Here is a 20,750-nt window from a genome sequence, read left to right on the forward strand (position 1 = left end):
GCTTCCCACCCGGCCCCGGCTTCCCACCCGGGCTCGCCCGGCTCGCCACCGAGCCCGGGTGGGAAGCCGGGGCCGGGTGGGAAGCCGGGGCCGGGTGGGAACTCGCGGCGACGGCGTTCACCTGGCGCGGGTTGGACGAGCTGCCGGGCGCGCTGCCGGCCGGGGTGCGAACGGCGGCCCGGCGGGCACCGGCCCGGCTGTTGCAGGACGCCTGGGCCCGCTCGGAGTACCCGCCCGCCGAGTGGCTCACCGGCCCCGCCGACGTCGTGCACGCGACGAACTTCGTCCTTCCACCGCTGCGCCGGGCCCGCGGTGTGCTGACCATCCATGACCTGTCCTACCTGCGTACCCCGGACACGGTGACGGCGGCGTCCGCCCGCTACAGTGATCTGGTCCCCCGCAGCCTGCGCCGGGCGTCCGCCGTGCTGACGCCCAGCCGCGCGGTGGCCGACGAGGTGGTGACGGCCTACCGGCTCGACCCCGCGCTGGTGACCCCGACGCCGCTCGGAGTCGACGACGCCTGGTTCACCACGGCGAAGCCGAGCCTCGCCTGGCGCAGGGCCCGTGGCCTGCCCGAGCGGTACCTGCTGTTCGTCGGTTCGGTGGAGCCCCGCAAGAACCTCCCGGCGCTGCTGGAGGCGGTCCGCCGGCTGCACGCGGCGAAAATCGACGCTCCGCCGTTGGTGCTCGTCGGGCCTCCGGGGTGGGGACCGGCACTGGACCTGGCGAACCTGCCGTCCGACGCCGTCGTCGTCGCCGGTTATCTCGACAGCGAGGCACTGCGGACAACCGTCGCCGGAGCGAGCGTGCTGTGCTTCCCGTCCCGGTACGAGGGCTTCGGGCTACCCCCCCTGGAGGCGCTCGCCGCCGGGACTCCGGTGGTCGCCGCCGACATCCCGACCGTGCGGGAGGTCACCGCCGCTCTCGTCGACGTCGCCGCCCCCGCCGGCCGGTCCCCTGAGCAGACCCCTGGCCAGGCCCCCGGGCTGACCATCACCCGCTCCACCAGTCCGGTGCGGCTCGTTCGGCAGACCGACCGCGACTCGTTCGCCGACGACCTCGCCGAGGCGATCCTGGAGCTGCTCGACTCCCCCGGCGACACCGACGCCGGCCGGGCGCACGCCCGCACGTTCACCTGGCGGCGCACCGCGCAGCTCACCGCGGCCGTCTACCGCCGGGTCAGCGAGCTTCCATAACGCGACGACGAGCAGGACACCGCCGAGAACGGCCCATCCCGCCAGGCACGACAGCCCGAGGTCGGGCGGGCCCGGGGCCGTCTGGTCCCAGGCGGTCCGCAGCCGGTCCAGGTTCGCCAGCGGGGCGAGCGCGGGCCGCTTGAATGCCAGATCACGGATGAGCATGACCACGGTGAGCGCCGCCAGCGCGGCGACGACCGCGACCGTCGGCAGGCCGCGACGGCCCAGCGGCAGCGACCCGCAGCAGGCCGCGACGACGAGGGCGAGGATCGGCAGCATCGGCAGCAGGTACCGGGTGAACGGCGCGCCTCCGGCGGCGACGTAGCCCACCAGGGTGGCGACGACGAGCAGGCAGTGCAGGGTGAGCAGAAGGCCGATGACGACGCTGCCGGCCAGCCGACCTCCCGGCGAATCCGCCTCGGGGTGCCCGTCGTCCACTCCGTCGTCCACCGGCCGGGTATCGGTGGTATCCGCGATCCGAGCGCCCGGCCGCGCAACGGTCCGCAGCCGGGCGCCCAGGACCCGAACCCCCGCCGCGACCAGGCCCGCACCGGTCACGACCGCGACCCCGACGGCGATCGTCCGGGCGTGACCGGTCAGCAGGACGGAACGTCCGAAGAACCCGCGGTAGATGTGCCACCAGAAGTCGCTGTCGCGTGACACCTGCCAGGCCGACGTCCGCCCATCGCGGATCGGGAACATCTCGGCGACCCGGCCCGAGGCGGTGGGATCGCCGTACCGGCGCACGTTACGCAGGTAGAACCAGCCGGTCGCGGCGAAGGTCAGCGCGACGAGCACGACCGCGGCCGTCAGGCCACGCCCGGCTCGCCGCAGCGCGCCACCGGACGTCCACATCGAGACGGCGACAGCGAAAGCCGGGACGACCACCGCGACGGCCAGCGCGCCGCTGGCCCGGCTCGCCGCCGCCGCCGGGCCGAGCACCGCCAGTGCCGCCAAGGTCCGCGGCCCCGGCCCCCGGCGGATGATCGCAACGGTCACCGCGAGCAGGCCGGTGATGGTCGCCACCGCCAGGGTGTCGTTGTAGACCTGGCCGGAGATGAGGACGAACATGCCGACCACGCCGACAGTCGCCGCCGCGCCGACCGCGACATCGGGCCGCCCCGGCAGCACACCGCGGACCAGCGCCGCGGTCGCGATCACCGCGGTAATCCCAAACGCCACGTTGAGAAGGCGGGCGGCCCGGAAACCGGCCAGCGGATGATCCAGCGCGACGCCCGTCCGGAGCGGGACGGCCTCGACCGCGTAGAACAGTGGTGGATGGTTCGCGGTGTAGGTGAGGTCGACGTTCGCCAGTGGTCGGCCTAGGCGCCCCCCACAGAGCCGATCGACGTGGGAGGCCACCGCGGCCCGCGCCTGCGGCGGCGGCACCACGCAGTCGGCGGGCAGTCCCGGCATGCTCGGGATACGGGAGTGCACGGGCGAGTCGAGCACGGGCAACGAGCCGTCGGCGACGTCGAACGCGTAGGCGGTGTGCTGTGCCTCGTCGGCCGAGGTGAAGGGAGGCACGACCGCGGCGACGAGCACGCCGAACGCGGAGAAAACCATGCCGGCCGCGACCACCCCGATCACAAGCCAGCGCCGCCCCGGATCCGCCACCCGCCGGACCGCTCCCAGGCACCTGCGTGGAGGTCTCGACCGCCTGCCACGCGTCCCCGCCAGGCACGTCGGCAACCCTCTCCGCCTCGGCCGGGTAGTGTCGCCCCGACTACCACGCCACAACGCCGGTCAGCCCATCGAACATCAGCGACGATCGTTTGGCGGATACGACGGTATCGTCCGCTTGGCGTCAGCTGTCCGGCGGGCTGTTATCCGCCGGTCGGCGCTGTCCGGCGGTCGGCGCTGTCCGGCGGTCCGGCTTTGGAGCGCGGCAACGAAGCCGGCCGCGCCCAGGACCGCGGCCGATCCGATCGGCCCGATGACCGCGGCGAGGTAGCGGTAGTCGAATCCGGAGGTCAGCGCGGACAGCACGAGGGTCGACAGGCCGGCCCCGGCGGCCAGCCAGAACAGCCGCCCGAGCCCCGGCCACGCCGCCGTCACCCCACTCCTGCGCACCCGGCGAACGGCCTCGGGCAGTACTGCCGCGAGACCCGCCAGCAAACCCAGGCCGACAAGCGGCATCGGAGCGTAGGCCAGGCGAGAGTAGCCGGCCAGCCAGCCCGCCGTGGGGTTGTGCACCTCGGTCGCGACGAAATAGCCGTCGTCGGCATGCGGATCGTCCGGGGTCAGCACGTTGGTCACGCCGGACGGCAGTTCCCAGGTGTCCGCCCGCGAGGTCTTCGTCGTCTCATGCCGGACCGGGGAGAGATAGCCGACGAGGTACCGAGCCGACGTCGTCACCAGCATCCACGGCTGGTGACGCACGACCTCGCCCGCGAACTCGGCCGCGAGGTCCTCCCGTCCCGGTGGGATGTGCCGGTGCCCCTGACGCAGAGGGGAACCGGCCGGCCACAGGTAACGAACCGGCGAACCGCGCTCGTCGACCGGCCGTGGGTCGCACAGGGTGCGCAGGTCCGCTCGTGACAGCGCGGAACAATCCGCGAACGGCGCCACCCGCCCGTACAGGAAGAACCCGGAGTGCGCGGAGACGGCGAAGCCCCCTCCCGCCGAGGCGCTCCACCCGGAGTAGGCCAGGATCGGCGTGGCGGCGGCCAGCACGAAGACGAGGACGGGTCGGGCCGCCCGAGGAGCGGCAACCGGCCCGGCCCGGGAAGTCGCGCGCCGCCGGTCGGCCACCACGGTGCCGAGCAGGACGACCAGGCCGACCGCCAGCGGGCCGTAGCCCACTGTCCGCACGCACAGGCCGGCGCCGAGCAGCAGGCCGGCGGCGGCGCAGGCAACGGGCCGAGGGCGTCCCGGTAACGCGAGCAACGCCACCCCGACCGAGACAAGCACCCCGAACAGGCTGTCGGCAAGGACGAACTGGCCGAGGTCCAGCACCCACGGGGAGAGCAGCGTGGGGGTGGCGGCGAGGGCAGCGAGCCACGGCCGGCGGACGACCCGCAGCGCCACCGCATAGAGCGCCACCGCCGCGCCCAGCGTGAGCAGGTGCTGAACGACGACGACCCGCGTCAGGTGGGCCTGGCCGTCGAGGATCCGCAGGAACATCGGGTAGCCCGACGGCCGCCAGTCGCCCGGCCAAATGTCCCGCCATGCCTGGTCGAGGTAGGCCGCCGAATCCCCGAGGTACATCAGCGCGGGCGGGTAGGTGACGATCACCAGGACCCGAGCGGCGATCCCGGCGGCGACCAGCAGCAGAAAGACCGCGTGCCGACGGGGCGTCCCGCGCAGACGCCGACGCGCGGTCGAAATCGCGGCTACTTGAGGACCTCCGCGGTCTCATCCGCCTCCGCCGAGCCCGGCGCCGCGGGCCGCGCGCCACCGACGGTGTTTCCCAGGCGGATCTCGGGCAGCAACCAGGCCAGCGCGAAGGCGCACAGACCGATCGGCACCGCCACCAGGAAGACGGTCTGCATCGCGTCCGAGAACGCCTGGACGAACCCGTCCCGGATCGTCGGGGGCAGCCTGTGGAGCACCTGGGGGCTGAGGTTGGAACCGGAGGCGGACAGACCGGATGGCAACGGGATGCCCGCAAACCGCTCGGCGAGGTTACCCCTGAGCTGGTTCGCGAAGATCGCGCCGAACACGGCGGTACCGAACGACCCGCCGATGGACCGGAAGAAGGTCGCACCCGAGGTGGCCACGCCCATCTGCCGGTAGTCGACGGCATTCTGCACGGCCATGACCAGGACCTGCAGGACCGCGCCGATCCCGACCCCGAGGACGAACATGGACAACGTGAGCTGCAGCGTGGAGATGTCGGGACTGATGAACGACAGCAGGAACAGGCCGATCGACATCATCGCGGTACCGACGACCGGGAAGATCTTGTAACGGCCCCACCGGCTGATGAGCCGGCCGGAGATGATCGAGCTGAGCAGCAGCCCACCCATCACCGGCAGCATCTGCAGGCCGGAGTCCGTCGGGTCGACTCCCTTCACCACCTGGAGGAACAGCGGCAGGAAGACGATCGCGCCGAACATCGCGAAGCCGACGACGAAGCCGACCGCGCCGGCCACCGAGAACACCCGGACCCGGAACAGCGTCAGCGGCAGCACGGGTTCGACCGCCACTCGTTCGACGAACACGAACCCGACGAGGAGCACGACTCCCGCGACGCCCATCCCGATGATCTCCGGTGATCCCCAGGCGTAGGTGGTGCCGCCCAGGCTGGTCAGCAACACGAGGCTGGTCGTTGCCATGGCCAGGAGCACGGTGCCGAGGTAGTCGATGACGTGCCTGATGCGGTTCCTCGTCGCCGGGAGCGCCAACGCCGTCACCACCAGGGCGACCGCGCCCACCGGCAGGTTCACGTAGAAGACCCAGCGCCAGGAGAGATGGTCGACGAACAGGCCGCCGAGCAGCGGACCGACCACCGACGACACGCCGAACGTCGCGCCGAACAGCCCCTGGTAACGGCCTCGATCGCGCGGCGGAACGAGATCACTGATGATCGTCATCGCACTGATGATCAACCCGCCGCCGCCGAGCCCTTGGATGGCACGGAAGGCGATCAGCTGCCCCATCGACGTACTGGCACCGGCGATCATCGAGCCCACCAGGAAGATGACGATCGCCACCTGGAACAGGATCTTGCGGCCGTACAGATCACCGAGCTTGCCCCAGACCGGTGTGGACACCGTGGAGGCCAGCAGGTAGGCAGTCACCACCCAGGAGAGATGGGTGGCGCCGCCGAGATCCCCGACGATCGTCGGCAGTGCCGTCGACACGATCGTCTGATCCAGCGAGGCCAGCAGGATTCCGAGGAGCAGCGCTCCCATGATCAGCCAGAGCCGGCGCTGGTCGGAGACCGGCGAGGGGATCACGGCGGCGCCGCCGCGGGGCGCCGGAGACGTGCCGGCGCCGGTTCTGGCGGACTCGGCGGACTCGGCGGAGTCCACGGACTCGACGGGCTCGGCGGACTCCGCCGATCGAGCCTGCGTCATGACCGGTTCCCTTCATGGTCGTCGCTGACGTCGACGTGCTCGGTCGATCTCATTCGGGTCGCTGTCCTCGCTGTTCTCGTTCCCGGTGCTCCCGGTGCTCCCGGTGGGACGACATGATCGGCGCGTTCGAGGTGCCCACCACGTCGAATCCGTCCGACTCGCCGGACCCGCCGGACCCGCCGGACCCGCCGGACTCGGGTGGGGCGCCGGACCCGCCCAAGGTGCCGGAGGGACCGGGCGGAGCCAGGCCGCGGGCCAGGATGTCGAAGGCGCGGCCGAGAGTGTCGGGCAACGAAGCGTCATCCGGGGACTCCTGCCACCGCACGGTCAGGGTCCGCACGACGGCCAACGTCGTCGCGACCAGCACGACGGGGTAGGGGTCACGATCGGGATCGAGCCCGCAACGCCGGCCGATCGCCTCGGCGAGAGCACGTTCGTAGGAACTCCAACTGGCCGCGTAGGCCATGGTCAGATGAGGATGGGCACGGATGATCGCAAGCCGGACGCGCCACAGCTCGGCCTGATCGGGTGCGACGAGGGCGGCCCGGTCCAGCATGACCGCCCGCAACGCCGCCAGCGGCTCCTCCTCGGGAGGACGCTCCGCCAGCGCCGTGCTGATCTCGGTGATGTCCTCGGGATCGATGCCGGCGATCGCGTCGTCCTTCGTCGGGAAGTAGTTGAAGAACGTCCGGGTGGAAACCTCGGCCGCGGCGGCGATCTCGTCAACCGAGACGTTCTCCAGACCACGCTCCGCGACAAGCCGGATGGCCGCGGCCCGCAGGGCCCGGCGGGTCTGCCGCTTCTTGCGCTCCCGCAGCCCCGGCCCGGACGACCTCCCGGGCTCGCCAGCCCGACCCGGGACGGTCGCCGCGGGTGCCGCCGTCGGATCCTTCCCCGTCACCGCTTCCCCGATCTCGATCCGCTCCCTCGATATCCTCTTTCTCGATAACTTTGCAGCACACGCACTTATTCTCATCCTGCAAAATTCTACTGTGCCAGCCAACACGATCGGCGCCCACCGGGAACCGTCGCCGAAGGGCCAGGTAGATAGAGCCAGGTAGATCGGGCAGACGGGGCCGGGCGGGGACCGGACACCAGGCGAGAGTCAGGCGCGCCCCCGCCCACGGCCGGGGCGCGGTGGGCCGACGCTGGCCGGTCGCGCAACGATCGACAGAAAGATCGGTACCCGGCAGAACGATCAGCCGCGCAGCGCGTCGCCCGCCGCGGCGAAGGCCGCGGACAGCGCGGCGTCCCAGGCCCGCGGAGGAGTGAGTCCCGCGTCCACCCACGACCGCCCGGAGAGCACCGCGTAGGCCGGGCGCCGGGCCGGACGGGGAAATGCCTCCGTCGTCGTCGGCGTCACCTTGGCCGGGTCCTGGCCCAAAGCGGCGACAATCTCGCGGGCGAAGCCGAACCACGTGGTCTCGCCGGCGTTCGTGCAGTGGTAGACGCCGGTCGGTGCCGCCGAGGAAGCGAGTTCGAGCAGCCCCGACGCAAGATCGGCCGACCAGGTCGGCGAGCCCACCTGATCGTCCACAACGGACAGCGTGTCCCGCTCACGGGCCAGGCGTGAGATCGTCTTCACGAAGTTGCTGCCGGTCCGGCCATAGACCCATGCGGTGCGCACCACGTACGAGGCATCGGGCAGCAGGGCTCGGACAGCCTCCTCCCCGGCCAGTTTCGTCCGGCCGTACGCCGAGACGGGACCGGTAGGATCGTTGACCTCGTAGGGCTTGGCGGCCCGCCCGTCGAAGACGTAGTCAGTCGAAATGTGGATCAGGGTCGCGCCGACCTCGGCGCAGGCCGCGGCGAGGTGCGCCGGCCCCGTGGCGTTGACCGCATAGGCGCCGGCCTCGTCCGACTCCGCCGCGTCGACGTTTGTCCAGGCCGCCGTGTTGAAGACGACCAGCCCACCCTGGATCTTCGCAGGACGCGCCTGGTCGCGCAGGACGGCGCGCACCCGGGCCGGATCGGTGATGTCGAATTCCGCCCGGGTCAGACCGGCCCAGCCGGACACCGGGGAGCCCGGTTCCGCGGCTCGGGCCTCGAGCAGCCGGCAGAGGTCGGACCCGAGCTGACCGGCGGCACCGGTCACGAGAAAACGCACCTTCCGAGTGTCGCAGACACCGTGACCCGCCCGGTTCAGGATCCGCCCAGGATCAGCCCGTGTCGAGAAGAGTGCGACAGACAGGCAACGGTTACCCCACGCCGAGCTCGTCCGAACCTCTCACATCGGTAGTCTACGCTGGCGTCAACCATGGATGCCCCAGAGCCGTCGATCATCGACTGCAGCTACACCACCGATTCCACGGCGGAGACCAGGCCGGCAGGGACCAGGCCGGCGGCCGAGGCGCGAGCCGAGGCCGCCGAGGCGGTGTCGATGCCCGGTCCGCGGCGCGTGCCGGTGTTATTGCTCCTCATCACGGCGGTTCACCTCGGCCTGCTGCTCAGCTACGCGTTCGTGTATCCGACCTGGACGGGATACGACGAGGCTCAGCACGTGGACATGGTCTACGGCCTGCAGCACGGAGTCGGCTGGCCCGCACCAGGCAAAAAGATCATCTCGACGGGTGTAGCCGCGACCTCTGACGACTTCGACCGCGGCCGCTTCCAGGACATGTTCCAGGCCGGTGGGAAACGGCGGGGCTCCCCGTCCTTCGCCGAGATCGATCCGACGCCACGCGGCCAGCGCCAGTCGTTCGACGCCCTCGGCGGGGTTGCCCCCGTCGGCGACGGCCGTCTCTCCAACCAGATGGTGCAGCATCCACCGTTGATCTACGTGGTCGGCGCCAGGCTGCTCGACGCCCTGCCAGGCTCCAAGCACTGGGCCTATGACCAGCAGGTCTTCGTCCTGCGTCTGTTGAACATCCTGGTGGTCGCGCCGCTGCCCCTGCTGGCATGGCTGGCGGCACGCCGCTTCGGACTGGATCAACCATCGGCCCTCGCCGCGGCGACCCTGCCACTCGCCGTGCCCGGGTTCACCCGGGTCGGTGCCACCTTCAACAATGACGGCCTCCTGATGCTCGCCACCGGCGGGCTAACCGTCACTCTCGTGGGTGTGCTGCGCGGCGACATGCGTCGCCGCACCGCCGCCCGGGCCGGGATCTGGTTGGGAATCGCCCTGCTGACCAAGGCGTTCGCGCTGGCCCTGCCGGCCATGATCGTCGCCGCCTATCTGGTCGGCTGGTGGCGCCTGCGGCGTGCGGGGCGGCAGGCACCGGAGCGGTCCGCGTATCCGGCCGGCCGGCTTTTCGCGTCGCGTCGCGCGATCGGCTCCCTGCCATGGACGCCGGCCACGCTGGCGGTCGGCCTCGGGCTCGCCCTGGGAGGTTGGTGGTGGATCAGGAACTACGTCCTGTACGGCTCCGTCCAGCCGAACGGGTGGGCGACGAACCCGCCGCGGCGGGAACCACTGCTGCTTCCGGACTCCTTCCTCACCTGGTTCTGGTACTTCTTCCGGACTATGATCAGCCGCTTCTGGGGCGGGCTCGGCCTGTTCGAGCCGCCCCAGCTCTCCCCGGTCGCCATCGTCGTGGCGACCGGGGCGGTCGTCGGACTGTGCGCGGCCGCGCTGGCCGCCGGACCACGCCGCGCCGCGCGGCCGGACCGGCTGGCGAGTACCGCCGGGCCGGCGGTACTGCTGCTCCCGGTCGCCTTCGCCTACCTGATGGTCGGGCAGCGCAGCTGGGCGGAGTACCAGCAGTACACCCGCGGCATCGCCGTCCAGGGCCGGTATCTCTACCTGGGGCTGGTCGGTCTGGGGGTGGTGTTCGCTCTGGGCCTGCGCGCGGCGCTGCGCGGCCGGGAGCGACTGGCACCCGCCGTCACGCTGGTCGGCGCGCTGCTGATGCAGGGTCTGGGGCTGCTGACGGTCTGTTCGTACTACTGGTTGCCGCGCCAGGTGTCCTTCACCCCGGCCCGCGTTCCCGAGATCGTCGCGGGGGCCGGCCGCTGGACGCCGTTCCCGATCGGCGTCACGATCACGGTCTTCGCGCTGTCGGCGGTGCTCGTCGTTCTCTGCCTCGCCGTCGCGGTGCGGGCGGGCGGAGCCAGGGGCACGCGGGAGGCCGCGATCACGGGTCCGGGATCGGGCGTAGGCGGTCACCGGCCGACGCCCGCCCCACGAAGTCCGTCACGGATGCGCAAGAGACATCCGCTCCGGGCCGGCCTCAGGTCCCCGTCGTAGCCACCGAGACGCGGGAGTGGTCGCCCAGCATGAGCCGATGCGCCCTGGGCAGGGCCGCGGAGGGGACGACCTCGACATCCCGGCCGATCAGCGAGTCCTCGATCCGCCCGATCCCACGGATCGTCGCCCGCTCCAGCACAATCGAGTACTCGATCTCGGTCCGTTCGATGGCGCAGGAGTGAAAGATCGAGGTGAACGGGCCGACATAGGTATCGACGAGGGTGGTGTCCCGGCCGATGATGGCCGGCCCGCGCACGGTGGACCGGACCAGCGAGGCGCCCTCCTCGATCACCACACGGCCAACGATCGTGCTGTGCTCGTCAACGCTGCCACGGATCGCCGGCTCGATCGATTCAAGGAGATGGCGGTTCGTCTCGAGCATGTCGTCGAGTCGGCCGGTGTCCTTCCAGTAACCCTCGACCAGGTGGGAGGCGACCTCGTATCCGCCGTCGACGAGCCACTGGATCGCCTCGGTGATCTCCAGCTCGCCGCGGGCCGACGGTTTGATCGCCCCCACGGCGTCGTGGATGGGGGTGCCGAACATGTAGACGCCGACGAGCGCCAGGTCACTCGGCGGAACGAGCGGCTTCTCGACCAGTCGAATGATCTGCCGATCCGCACCGAGCTCGGCGACACCGAAGGCGGAGGGGTTGTCGACCCTGGTCAGCAGGATCAGGGCGTCCGGAGTGGTCCGTCGGAATTCCTCGACCAGGCTGGAGATCCCACCGATAATCAGGTTGTCGCCGAGGTACATGACGAACGGTTCATCGACGAGGAAGTCGCGGGCGATGAGCACGGCATGCGCCAGTCCGAGCGGCGCGTCCTGGCGGATGTAGGTGACCTGGATCCCGAATGCCGAGCCGTCACCTACCGCCGCCTGGATCTCGCCGGCCGTCTCCCCCACGATGATCCCGACATCGGTGATACCGGCGTCACGGATGGCCTCCAGGCCATAGAAAAGCACCGGCTTGTTCGCCACTGGAACAAGCTGTTTGGCCGAGGTGTGGGTGATCGGCCGCAGACGGGTTCCCGAACCACCGGCAAGGACGAGGGCCTTCATGATCCGAAACCCTATCGTGCCGCTTTGGGTTGACAGAAAGTAACCGTCGATGTGATTCCTATCACATGACGGCTCGATCCATCTTTGCCCGCCCGTCACCGTGAACACCCACATGTGCAACGGGTATTTCCAGGCGCACCGGGCCGGCGACAGGTACACCCCGCCCAATACGGGTACGTTGGGTAGTCGCAGGGTTCGGGGCGGCCAGCCGGCGGGAAACCTTACCGCGCATCTGATCGTTCCAGACTCAGCAGACATCTCGGGCCGCCTGGGAGGGGGACACGGTGACCGACGCGCCGCCGCGTCTGTCCGCGGGGTCCCAGGGCCCGCCCCCGCGGCGACGAAATCGTCTGAATCCGCCCGCCCGTGCGTATCGAGGCCCGTCTCCGACCCGCGACGACCACCAGGCACGCGACGACGAACACGACACTCGCCGGGAGCGGTCTCTGACGTCCCGCCTGCTCACGGTAGTCGCAGCGATGCTCGCCGCCGTGGTACTCCTTGCCGCGGTGGGCGGCTGGACCGCCTACGAGTATTTTGACGCCCAGATCAACCGGATCCGCCTCGGGCTCGGCGGGGACCGGCCGGCGGAGGCAGCGGAGGGCACCCGGAACTTCCTGCTGGTCGGATCGGACAGCAGGGCGGGCACCGGCGGCGAGTACGAGAGCCAGGGAGCGGTGACCGACGAACGGTCGGACACGACGATGCTGGCCCACCTCGACGTGGACGGGACCACGACGATGGTCTCCTTTCCGAGGGACACCCTCGTGCGCATTCCGGGGCACGGCCTCGGCAAGCTGAACTCGGCGATCACCCTCGGCGGTCCCAGTCTCCTGATCAGAACGATCGAGAATCTCACCGACATCAAGATCGACCACTACGTCTCGGTCGATCTGGCCGGTTTCAAGGAGATGACCGACGCCATCGGCGGCGTCACCGTCTGCGTAAAACCGCTACCAAACGGCGGAAAGTCCAATCTTTACGATCCGTGGTCACAGTGGCGGGGCACGGTAGGCAAGAATTATCTCAACGGAGAGCAGGCACTCGCCTTCGTCCGCCAACGCCACGGCCTACCCGACAACGATTTTGATCGCATCCGCCGTCAGCAGCAGTTCATCGGCGCCGTCTTCACCCAGGCAACCACGACCGGGGTGCTCGCCAACCCGGTCAGGCTGGAGAACCTGCTCCAGGCCGCGACCAGGGCGCTCACCGTCGATGACGGCACCAGCATGAACGACATGCGCGCGCTCGCGACACGGCTGCGCGGGATGTCCGCCGATCAGATCCGGTTCGAGACGATCCCCGTACACACCCCGACGCCGGCCGAGGGCGGCAACGCCGTGGGGGAGCTGCCGAGGTTCGGCTCCGTACAGCTCTACGACCCCGAGACGCTGGAGAAGTTCCTCGCTCCGCTGCGCGGGCGGGCCCGTGACACGCGGGAGTCCTCCGTTACCCCGGCACCGACTCCGACGGTCGACCCGGCGCAGGTGCTGATCGACGTCTACAACGGCGCCGGGGTGGGGGGCCTCGCAGCCAAGGCCGCCGGGGCGCTGCGGCAGGCCGGTTTCCGGGTCAGCCCGCCGCAGACGTGGCAGGCCGGCGTGGTGGGGACGACGCAGGTGCGCTACCGCCCGAGCGAACAGGCCGCCGCCCATGCCGTGCAGGCCGACGTGCCCGGCAGCCGGTTGCGCGCGGACGCCTCCGTCCCCGCCGGCCACATCGCCCTCGTCCTGGGCACGTCCTACAACGGGGTGAACCCGAGTCCAGCGGCCGGGGGCGCCGGATCGACCGGTGGTACCGGCACAGCCGCCGGGGCGACCGGCGGGTCCGCTACGGCGGACCCGCCTCCCGCCTCACCGTCAACGGCCGCGGATCTCACCTCGGGGTGCACGTACTAACCGCTCGCCGTCTGACTCACCGCTGGCTGACTGATCGTTCACCCGACCGTCCGATCACATTCCGCGCCGTCCGCACTACGGCCGGAGACGAGATCAACCCCGCCGTGAACATCCGTGCTTGTCATGGCAACGTCTTGGCCGTCCGGAACGTCCAGTTAGACGGACACGGCTGCCACATCACGACCACGACGGCCGCGGCATGCGTTCCGGCGGGGTTCTCCCGCCCCGGCCGCCTGAGCGAGGAGGGCTTTCGACTCAGGTGAGCCCCGATACCATGCGCCCGCCGGCCCTACCGCCCGCGTTGGACCCACGTGGGCCCCGTCGCCACCGCTCCCCGCTGCGACGGCTGTCCGTTGGAGCCGTCGCTCTGCTGTCCGTGCTGGTTCTCGGTCTGAGCACCATCGGGTGGGCCGCCTACCGACAGTTCGACAAGGCCGTCACGCGCGTCGACTGGGACATCGAGGGTGCCCGCCCGGCGAGCGCGGACGGCGAGGAGAACATCCTGCTGCTCGGCGACGACAGTCGGGAGGGTACCGGGGGTGAGTACGGCGTGGTGGACGGCGTCCGGTCCGACACCACCATCATCGCCCACTTCGGCAAGGACGGCTCGGCCACGTTACTGTCCTTCCCCCGGGACATGCTCGTCCCGGTGGTGCCGCGAGAGAAGGCCACCGCCCACGACGGCCGGTCGAAGATCACCGAGGTGCTCGGGCTGGCGGACGTCCCCGGTCTCGTCACCACGCTGGAGTCCCTGACCGGCCTGAAGATCGACCATACCATCTCGATCAATCTCGCCGGTTTCAAGACGATGACCGACGCGGTGGGGGGCGTGAGCGTGTGCGTGACGCCCCTACCGAACGGCAGCACCCGCAACCTGCACGACTCGATGTCGGGATGGAGCGGACGGCTCGGCGAGAACCGTCTCAACGGTGATCAGGCGCTGGCCTTCGTCCGGACCCGTTACGCGCTCGGGGACGAACGCCTTCGCATTCTGCGCCAGCAGCAGTTCCTCTCCAAGCTGCTGGCGACAGCGACCAGCACCGGAGTGCTCACCAATCCAATCAAGATCACTTCACTGATCGGTGCGGTCGGCGGCGCGCTGCGGATCGACCAGGGTCTCGACCAGACCGCGATGCTCAAGCTCGCGAAGCGGGTCAGCGAGCTGGGTCCGGGAAGAATTCACTTCGTGACAGTCCCTACGCACATCGCGCTGCGCTCCGATGGCGCGGTTGACGACCTGGGTTCGGTTCCCCCGCACGGGGCCGTACTCATCGTCGATCAGGCCGGCCTCGACCAGGTCCTCGCTCCGCTGCTGCCCGCGGGCACCAAGCCTCCCGCACAGCGAACTCTCGACCCCGCCCAGGTCTCGATCGCCGCCGTCCGCAACGCCTCGGGACGTGCCGGACTCGCCACCGGCACGGTCGACGGACTGCGGGCACGCGGCTTCACTGGGCCGATGACCGCCGCGACATCGACCCGCCAGACTCTGACCGAGGTACGCCATCCCCCGGGCCAGGAGGCTGCGGCACGCACCCTGGCGGCGACGATCCCCGGCAGCCGAATCGTCGCGGACGCCGGCCGCTCCGGGGCCGGCCTCGTCCTCGTCCTCGGATCCACCTTCACCGGCCTGCCCAGCTCCGGCCTGCCCAACGGTGGACTGCCGGGCGCGGCGGCAACCGTCGGCACGAGGATCTCGACGACCACGACCGCCGCCGGTGGTGACACCCGGGCGACCACGATCGGCGGCACCACAGGCGTCGGCGGCACCACAGGCACCGCAGCCGCTCCGGTCGGTCCCGTTCCCTCCGACCCCTCGTGCACGCCATGAGCGCCTCCGTGCCGCGGCTGGTCGCCGCACGGACGCTGCTTGGCCCGGCCGCGGACGCCTACGCCGCACCCGTGGCGGGGGTTCGCGGCATCGCGTCCGTCCTCGCGCACCGGCTGGCCACCGATCCCGCCCGCCCGCTGGTCACCTTCTACGACGACGCGACCGGCGAACGCGTGGAATTCTCGGCGACCACCTTCGACAACTGGGTGGCGAAGACCGCGAACATGCTGGTCGACACGCTCGGCCTCGGCATCGGTGACCGGGTCGGCGTCCACCTGCCGACGCACTGGCTCAGTTCGGTCATCCTGCTCGCCACCTGGTCGGCCGGGATGGACGCGGTCCTCGTCCGGGACGCAGCCGGCGAGCAGGACGGCGAGGACGCCGAGAAGGCCGGCGGGGAGCTCCCGGTCGCGACCCCCCTCGACGCGCTGTTCTTGGCCGAGGACCGGCTCGACGAGGCATCCGGCCTGATGGTGGACGAGATCGTGGCCCTGTCACTACGCCCGCTGGGTGGTCGGATGCGCCGGCCCGTCGCCGGGGTTCTCGACTACGCCGCGGAGGTGCCCCCGCACGGCGATCGGTTCGCCGCCCCGGCAGCGCCGCCCGGGCAGGCCGCGCTGCTGCGCGCGGGTACCGCGATCGCGGGGGCGTGGGGCCTGGGACCCGCGGACCGGGTGCTGTTCACCGCGCCGCTCGCCACGACCGAGGGCCTGGTCGGTTCGCTGCTTGCTCCCCTGGTCGCAGGCTCGTCGATCGTGCTGTGCCGGCATCTCGACAGCGCCGCGCTCCCGCGGCGCATCGAGACGGAGAAGATCACCGCCGTCGGCCGGTCAGTCCTGCGGCACGCGCCCAGCCCACTGCCCGCGGGGGTCCGGTCGCTGCCGCTCCCCCGCCTCGGGTGAAACCCGTACGACCCCCGTATCGGGCCGCGGCCGGGGAATGACCATACCCGACATCCGGGCAGCTCACAGACGGCGTGACCATCGAACGGCGCGACGGCCAACGAGAATGGGGCAGCGCGGCGGCCGTCTTTACCACGTGCAGCGGAGGTCACTCAGACGTGAGCACGTCACCGGTTCTTCACCTCAGCGTCATCGGCACCGGCTATCTGGGCGCGACACATGCCGTGTGCATGGCGGAACTGGGTTTCGAGGTCATCGGTGTCGATATCGACGCGACCAGGACGCAGCGGCTCGCCGCGGGTGGGGTGCCCTTCTTCGAGCCCGGTCTGGAAGGGCTACTCCGCAAGAACCTGGAGGCGGGACGGCTGACCTTCTCGAGTTCGCTCGCCGAGGCGGTTGACCGGGCCGAGGTGCATTTCATCTGCGTGGGAACACCGCAACGGCCCGATTCCGGCGCGACGGACCTGCGCCACGTCGAGGCGGTGACGAATGGTCTGATCGCGGCCGGGCTGCGGCCCGGGACGCTGGTGGTGGGCAAGTCGACGGTTCCCACGGGCACCGCGGCCCGGCTGGCCGGACGACTTGCCGCCGGCGCCCCGGGCGCGGAACTTGCCTGGAATCCCGAGTTCCTCCGGGAGGGGTCCGCCGTCGACGACACCCTGCGGCCGGACCGCCTGGTCTTCGGGGTCGTCCCGGGTGGCACCGCCGAGGCACGGCTGCGGACGGTCTACGCCAGAACGATCAAAGAAGGCACACCCGTCATCGTCACCGACTTCGTCACGGCCGAAATCGTGAAGGTCGCCGCGAACGCCTTCCTCGCGACGAAAATCTCCTTCATCAACGCGATGGCCGAGATCTGCGACATGACCGGGGGGGACGTGACCGAGCTCGCCGCCGCCCTGGCTCACGACCCCAGGATCGGGCCCCGGTTCCTCCAGGCCGGCATCGGCTTCGGCGGCGGTTGCCTACCCAAGGACATCCGTGCCTTCCAGGCCCGTGCGGACGAGCTGGGAGTCGGCTCCGCGCTGGCCTTCCTCACCGAGGTCGACGCCGTCAACACGCGGGCCCGGACGCGGACGGTGGCGCTGGCCACCAAGGCGCTGGGGGGCTCGCCGACGGGCCGGATGGTGGCGGTCCTCGGTGCCGCCTTCAAACCGAATTCCGATGACATCCGCGACTCGCCCGCCCTCGACGTGGCCACCGCGCTGCACCGCGCCGGCGGCCATGTGTCCGTCTACGACCCCGCGGCGATCCCGAACGCCCGCATTCACTATCCGTACCTGCACTACACCGACTCGGTGATACGAGCCGTGGCAGGCGCGGAGATCGTCCTGGTCCTGACGGAATGGAGCGAGTTCCGCGAGATCGACCCGGCCGCCCTGCGACCGCACGTCAGCAGACCCATCGTCATCGACGGACGGCACGTCCTGGATCCCGCGGTCTGGCGGGATGCCGGCTGGATCTACCACGCGCTCGGACGGCCACCCGCGTGACCCACCGACCGGACCGACCGGACCGAGCAAGCTTGGTCCGACGACGATCCGACAATGCGGCCCATCCCCACACCGCCGTGGACCGCTCTACGGCAGAACCTCGACCAGTGCCCCGGTCTCCACCTGGTAGACGAACCCGCGTACCGAGGTGGTGGACTGCAGGAACGGCGACGAACGCAGCACCCTGACGGACTTGCGCACGTCCTCCTCGACATCGGGAAAGGAATACACGGCCCATTCGGGACGAACGCCCGTCTTGCGCTCCAACTGGTCCCGGAACCCGTCGTCGGTGATCCTTTCGAGACCACACCCGGTGTGATGCAAAAGAATGATCTCCGTCGTTCCCAGCAGGTGCTGGCTCACGGCGAGCGAGCGGACCACATCCGGGGTGATGACACCACCGGCGTTGCGCAGGATGTGGGCGTCACCTTCGACAAGACCGAGCAAGGCCTCCGCCTGGATCCGCACGTCCATACAGGCAACCACCGCGACGCCCAGGCGCGGCCGCGCGCCGGGCAGGGCAGGTGGCCCGGCCTCCCGCCGCCGGGCGGGGTGACCTGCCGCGTAGCTCAGCAGGAGTTCGGTCGCCGTGGCAGCGCCGCTCACCGGGCTCACCGGGCTCACCGGGCTCACGGTGTCCGCGGGGCGCACGGTGTCTGCATGGACATCGTCTGCATGGACATCGGCAACGGGGTCGACAGCGGTGTGATCATCGGTGTCCACGTGGTCATCGGTCCTTGACATCGGCATCAACGGCTCGACCAACGACTCGAGCGGATCATGATGCGTCCTTCCGATCAATGGTCCCCACCCTCCAACTGCCAGGATGCCGTCCATGGGCCCAGCTTCGCCAACGTTCCCGAGTTTTTGCCGAAGTTGTGCCACCCACGTTGCCCGCCGCACCGGATTGGTGGCATCACCTAACGTAGAGATGGGAACAGCTACCCGGTGACTCCACCACGCGCCAGCGCGTTCACTGCTACGTCCGGCATCATGTCCGGTGAGCCGGCCTCGCCACGGATGTCCACCACGCCACCGTCGACGGGGGTGGCACGGTGGGCGGGCGGGAGCAGCCGGTACTCTCTCCGGGTGGTAAATATCGATCGGGGTCGCCCGTGGTGAGACACCGACAGACCCGCTCACCGGTGCAGGTACTCGTCCACGAGATGGGCAAGTTCGGGCTGGTCGGCGGTGCGTGTTACGCCATCGACTTTCTCGTCTCCAACCTGTGCCACACGCTTCTCGGAATGGGTCCGCTCAGCGCGAAGACCGTCTCCACGGTGGTCGCCGCCACCTTTTCCTACATCGGGAACCGGCAATGGTCTTTCAACCATCGCGCCCGAACCGGTCTACGTCGCGAGTACACACTCTTCGTGATCCTGAATACGGTCGGGTTGCTGATCGCGCTCGGCTGCCTCGGGTTCGCACGCTATGTACTCGATCTCAAGGGCGTACTTGCGTTCAACCTGTTCGGTAACATCATCGGCACCGGGCTGGGCACCGTATTCCGGTTCTGGGCCTACAAGAAGTGGGTCTTCCTCCACCCGGACCATCCCAAGGCCGCCACGAGCGGCGGAGCCCGTCAGGACGGTCGTCGGCACATCCCGGAGCATGCGGGCCGGATCTGACCGCGCCAGCGGCCACCGGCCCGACACCCCGGCCCGGCGCGCATTCCGCCACCTGGTCCGGCACCGGACCGGCCGTTTCAGGTGCGCCGCGCATCGCCGCCACCCCGGACGCCCAACACGCCCGCCGACACGGCACGACAGCGGAACAGGACGTTCCGCCCTCCCACCGTCCCCGGCGGACAAGTCGGGAACAACCCAGTTCCGATACCGAACGGTTCCCGAACCTTCGCCGGTGGGCTACGCTCGGCGGGCCAGGCTGGCGCCGCGCGCCCACAGCCCTCCATCCAGCGAGACACATCGGCTACCGGGAACGCCGCGTGGAGCGCCGTCCAGTCCGCAGCAACCTGGAGGGTGTGTCGTGACCCCGTTCTCGCTCGCGTCGTCGCACCCCGGCGGCCGACCTCGCGACGAGAGCCGGGACCAGGCGATCCGCACCGCCACCCTCGACCTTCTGGCCGAGGTCGGATACGACGGTGTGACGATGGACCGGGTGGCCACCCGGGCACGAGCCGGCAAGGCCACCATCTACCGGCGCTGGCCGTCAAAGCTCGCCCTGGTGATGGATGCGGTCAACGCCTTCACCGAGCAGCGGATGCCGGCACCCGACAACGGCTCCCTCCGCCTGGACATCCTTGAGTTCCTGACCTCGTTCCATGACACGATCCGCGGCGATCGGGGACGGATCCTCGCGGAACTGATCTCGGAGATGCCGCGCAATCCCGGTCTGCGCGACGCCCTGCGCCGCGGCCTCTGGATGCAACGCCAGGCGAGCTCGGAAGCCATCATCGAACGCGGGATCGCCCGCGGCGAGGTCCGCCCGGACGTCGACCGCACGGTACTCATAGAACTCGGAACCGCCGTCATCCTCCAACGGGTGCTGCTGACCGGCGACCCGGTCGACCAGACGTTCCTGGAGATGATCGTCGACAACATCGTGATCCGTTACGCGGCCTGATCCGACACCTTGTCTCCAAGACGACCCGGGATCCCCCTCCGAACACAAAGCTTCTAACATCGAGCATCGAGCCCGACCTGGGCCGAACGGGGCGGTCCGTCCGTTCTAACACAGATGGACGGTTGCGAGAACCGCCCGGCACCACGGCGGGATCCGCAAGATCACGAGCGCGGGCAGGGGCCGCTCTTCGCGCAGCGCAGGAGGACGCCATGCAGTCACCGGGCCCAGGCCCCCAGGACCCGGACGCCCAGACCCAAGGGGTTGACGGCAACGCTGGTGGTTCCTATTCCGCCTCGCCGTACTCCGCGGGCTCGGCACCGTTCGGCGACGAAGACGAGACCCACCTGATCGGCGACAGCGCACCCGGCGTCAACCAACCCGGCGGCTACTCTCCGAACTCCCGTCCGTCCGGGCCGAGCTGGCCTGCGCCGTATGGATCACCCCAGGAGGGCGGTTATCTCCACAACGACCTCCACAACGACGCCCAGACCCAACTGGTGCAGGACGGCGGCTCCGGCGGCTACCCGCCCACGGCACAGTGAGCCTTTTCAAAGTAGCTTTTCCTAAATCGGCCATATAT

General features: G+C 70.2%; 15 protein-coding genes. 9 read left to right on the forward strand and 6 right to left on the reverse strand.

Annotated elements, in window-relative coordinates:
* Positions 1-1,196: glycosyltransferase family 4 protein (locus tag AC08OX_RS05620; RefSeq protein ID WP_476606833.1), on the forward strand; the 1,196-nt coding region annotated here is incomplete at its 5' end.
* A gap of 1,761 nt (positions 1,197-2,957) precedes the next feature.
* Here the strand turns inward: AC08OX_RS05620 and AC08OX_RS05625 are convergent.
* The 4 genes from AC08OX_RS05625 to rfbD all read right to left on the reverse strand — a co-directional run bounded on the left by AC08OX_RS05625 (position 2,958) and on the right by rfbD (position 8,315).
* Complete coding sequence (locus AC08OX_RS05625) at positions 2,958-4,406, reverse strand: hypothetical protein (protein WP_476606847.1); 1,449 nt, start codon at positions 4,404-4,406, stop codon at positions 2,958-2,960.
* 125 nt (positions 4,407-4,531) lie between these two features.
* Complete coding sequence (locus AC08OX_RS05630; protein WP_476606834.1) at positions 4,532-6,220, reverse strand: MDR family MFS transporter; 1,689 nt, start codon at positions 6,218-6,220, stop codon at positions 4,532-4,534.
* A gap of 49 nt (positions 6,221-6,269) precedes the next feature.
* A complete protein-coding gene (locus AC08OX_RS05635) occupies positions 6,270-7,121 on the reverse strand; it encodes an acyl-CoA-like ligand-binding transcription factor (protein WP_476606835.1) in 852 nt (283 codons plus the stop codon).
* Between the two features lie 297 nt (positions 7,122-7,418).
* A complete protein-coding gene (gene rfbD / locus AC08OX_RS05640; protein ID WP_476606836.1) occupies positions 7,419-8,315 on the reverse strand; it encodes a dTDP-4-dehydrorhamnose reductase in 897 nt (298 codons plus the stop codon).
* A gap of 162 nt (positions 8,316-8,477) precedes the next feature.
* Here rfbD and AC08OX_RS05645 point away from each other — a divergent pair, with 162 nt between their 5' ends.
* Complete coding sequence (locus AC08OX_RS05645) at positions 8,478-10,406, forward strand: glycosyltransferase family 39 protein (protein ID WP_476606837.1); 1,929 nt, start codon at positions 8,478-8,480, stop codon at positions 10,404-10,406.
* On the opposite strand, the gene AC08OX_RS05650 is transcribed toward AC08OX_RS05645, so the two are convergent.
* Entirely contained in the window at positions 10,390-11,466 is a 1,077-nt protein-coding gene (locus AC08OX_RS05650) for a glucose-1-phosphate thymidylyltransferase (protein ID WP_476606838.1), read from the reverse strand. The genes AC08OX_RS05645 and AC08OX_RS05650 overlap by 17 nt on opposite strands.
* A gap of 284 nt (positions 11,467-11,750) precedes the next feature.
* On the opposite strand from AC08OX_RS05650, the gene AC08OX_RS05655 reads away from it, so the two are divergent.
* The 4 genes from AC08OX_RS05655 (at position 11,751) to AC08OX_RS05670 (ending at position 17,587) form a co-directional block, all read left to right on the forward strand.
* Entirely contained in the window at positions 11,751-13,364 is a 1,614-nt protein-coding gene (locus AC08OX_RS05655) for an LCP family protein (RefSeq protein ID WP_476606839.1), read from the forward strand.
* 259 nt (positions 13,365-13,623) lie between these two features.
* Positions 13,624-15,192, forward strand: coding sequence for an LCP family protein (locus AC08OX_RS05660; protein ID WP_476606840.1), 1,569 nt, complete (start codon positions 13,624-13,626; stop codon positions 15,190-15,192).
* Positions 15,189-16,094: a TIGR03089 family protein gene (locus tag AC08OX_RS05665; RefSeq protein ID WP_476606841.1), complete on the forward strand. Its 906-nt coding sequence runs from the start codon at positions 15,189-15,191 to the stop codon at positions 16,092-16,094. Before AC08OX_RS05660 ends, AC08OX_RS05665 begins: the two co-directional genes overlap by 4 nt.
* A 158-nt stretch (positions 16,095-16,252) precedes the next feature.
* Complete coding sequence (locus AC08OX_RS05670; protein WP_476606842.1) at positions 16,253-17,587, forward strand: UDP-glucose dehydrogenase family protein; 1,335 nt, start codon at positions 16,253-16,255, stop codon at positions 17,585-17,587.
* 87 nt (positions 17,588-17,674) lie between these two features.
* Here the strand turns inward: AC08OX_RS05670 and AC08OX_RS05675 are convergent, their stop codons facing one another.
* Entirely contained in the window at positions 17,675-18,310 is a 636-nt protein-coding gene (locus AC08OX_RS05675; RefSeq protein WP_476606843.1) for a beta-class carbonic anhydrase, read from the reverse strand.
* Positions 18,311-18,705: 395 nt separating this feature from the next.
* On the opposite strand from AC08OX_RS05675, the gene AC08OX_RS05680 reads away from it, so the two are divergent.
* The 3 genes from AC08OX_RS05680 (at position 18,706) to AC08OX_RS05690 (ending at position 20,712) form a co-directional block, all read left to right on the forward strand.
* On the forward strand, positions 18,706-19,215 hold the full coding sequence (locus AC08OX_RS05680; protein WP_476606844.1) for a GtrA family protein: 510 nt from the start codon (positions 18,706-18,708) through the stop codon (positions 19,213-19,215).
* 358 nt (positions 19,216-19,573) lie between these two features.
* Positions 19,574-20,170, forward strand: a complete 597-nt coding sequence (locus AC08OX_RS05685; protein WP_476606845.1) for a TetR/AcrR family transcriptional regulator — start codon at positions 19,574-19,576, stop codon at positions 20,168-20,170.
* A 209-nt stretch (positions 20,171-20,379) separates the two neighbouring features.
* Positions 20,380-20,712 carry a hypothetical protein gene (locus AC08OX_RS05690; protein WP_476606846.1) on the forward strand — a complete coding sequence of 111 codons (333 nt, stop codon included), beginning with the start codon at positions 20,380-20,382 and terminating at the stop codon, positions 20,710-20,712.
* Positions 20,713-20,750 lie beyond the last annotated feature (38 nt).

This window comes from Frankia sp. CoBUL1, assembly GCF_978021245.1.

Excerpts from the sequence above, each read along its gene's own strand:
- AC08OX_RS05625 (WP_476606847.1), bottom strand. The coding sequence starts at position 4,406 with ATGTACCTCGGGGATTCGGCGGCCTACCTCGACCAGGCATGGCGGGAC.
- AC08OX_RS05630 (WP_476606834.1), bottom strand. The coding sequence starts at position 6,220 with ATGACGCAGGCTCGATCGGCGGAGTCCGCCGAGCCCGTCGAGTCCGTG.
- AC08OX_RS05645 (WP_476606837.1), top strand. The coding sequence starts at position 8,478 with ATGGATGCCCCAGAGCCGTCGATCATCGACTGCAGCTACACCACCGAT.
- AC08OX_RS05650 (WP_476606838.1), bottom strand. The coding sequence starts at position 11,466 with ATGAAGGCCCTCGTCCTTGCCGGTGGTTCGGGAACCCGTCTGCGGCCG.
- AC08OX_RS05665 (WP_476606841.1), top strand. The coding sequence starts at position 15,189 with ATGAGCGCCTCCGTGCCGCGGCTGGTCGCCGCACGGACGCTGCTTGGC.
- AC08OX_RS05690 (WP_476606846.1), top strand. The coding sequence starts at position 20,380 with ATGCAGTCACCGGGCCCAGGCCCCCAGGACCCGGACGCCCAGACCCAA.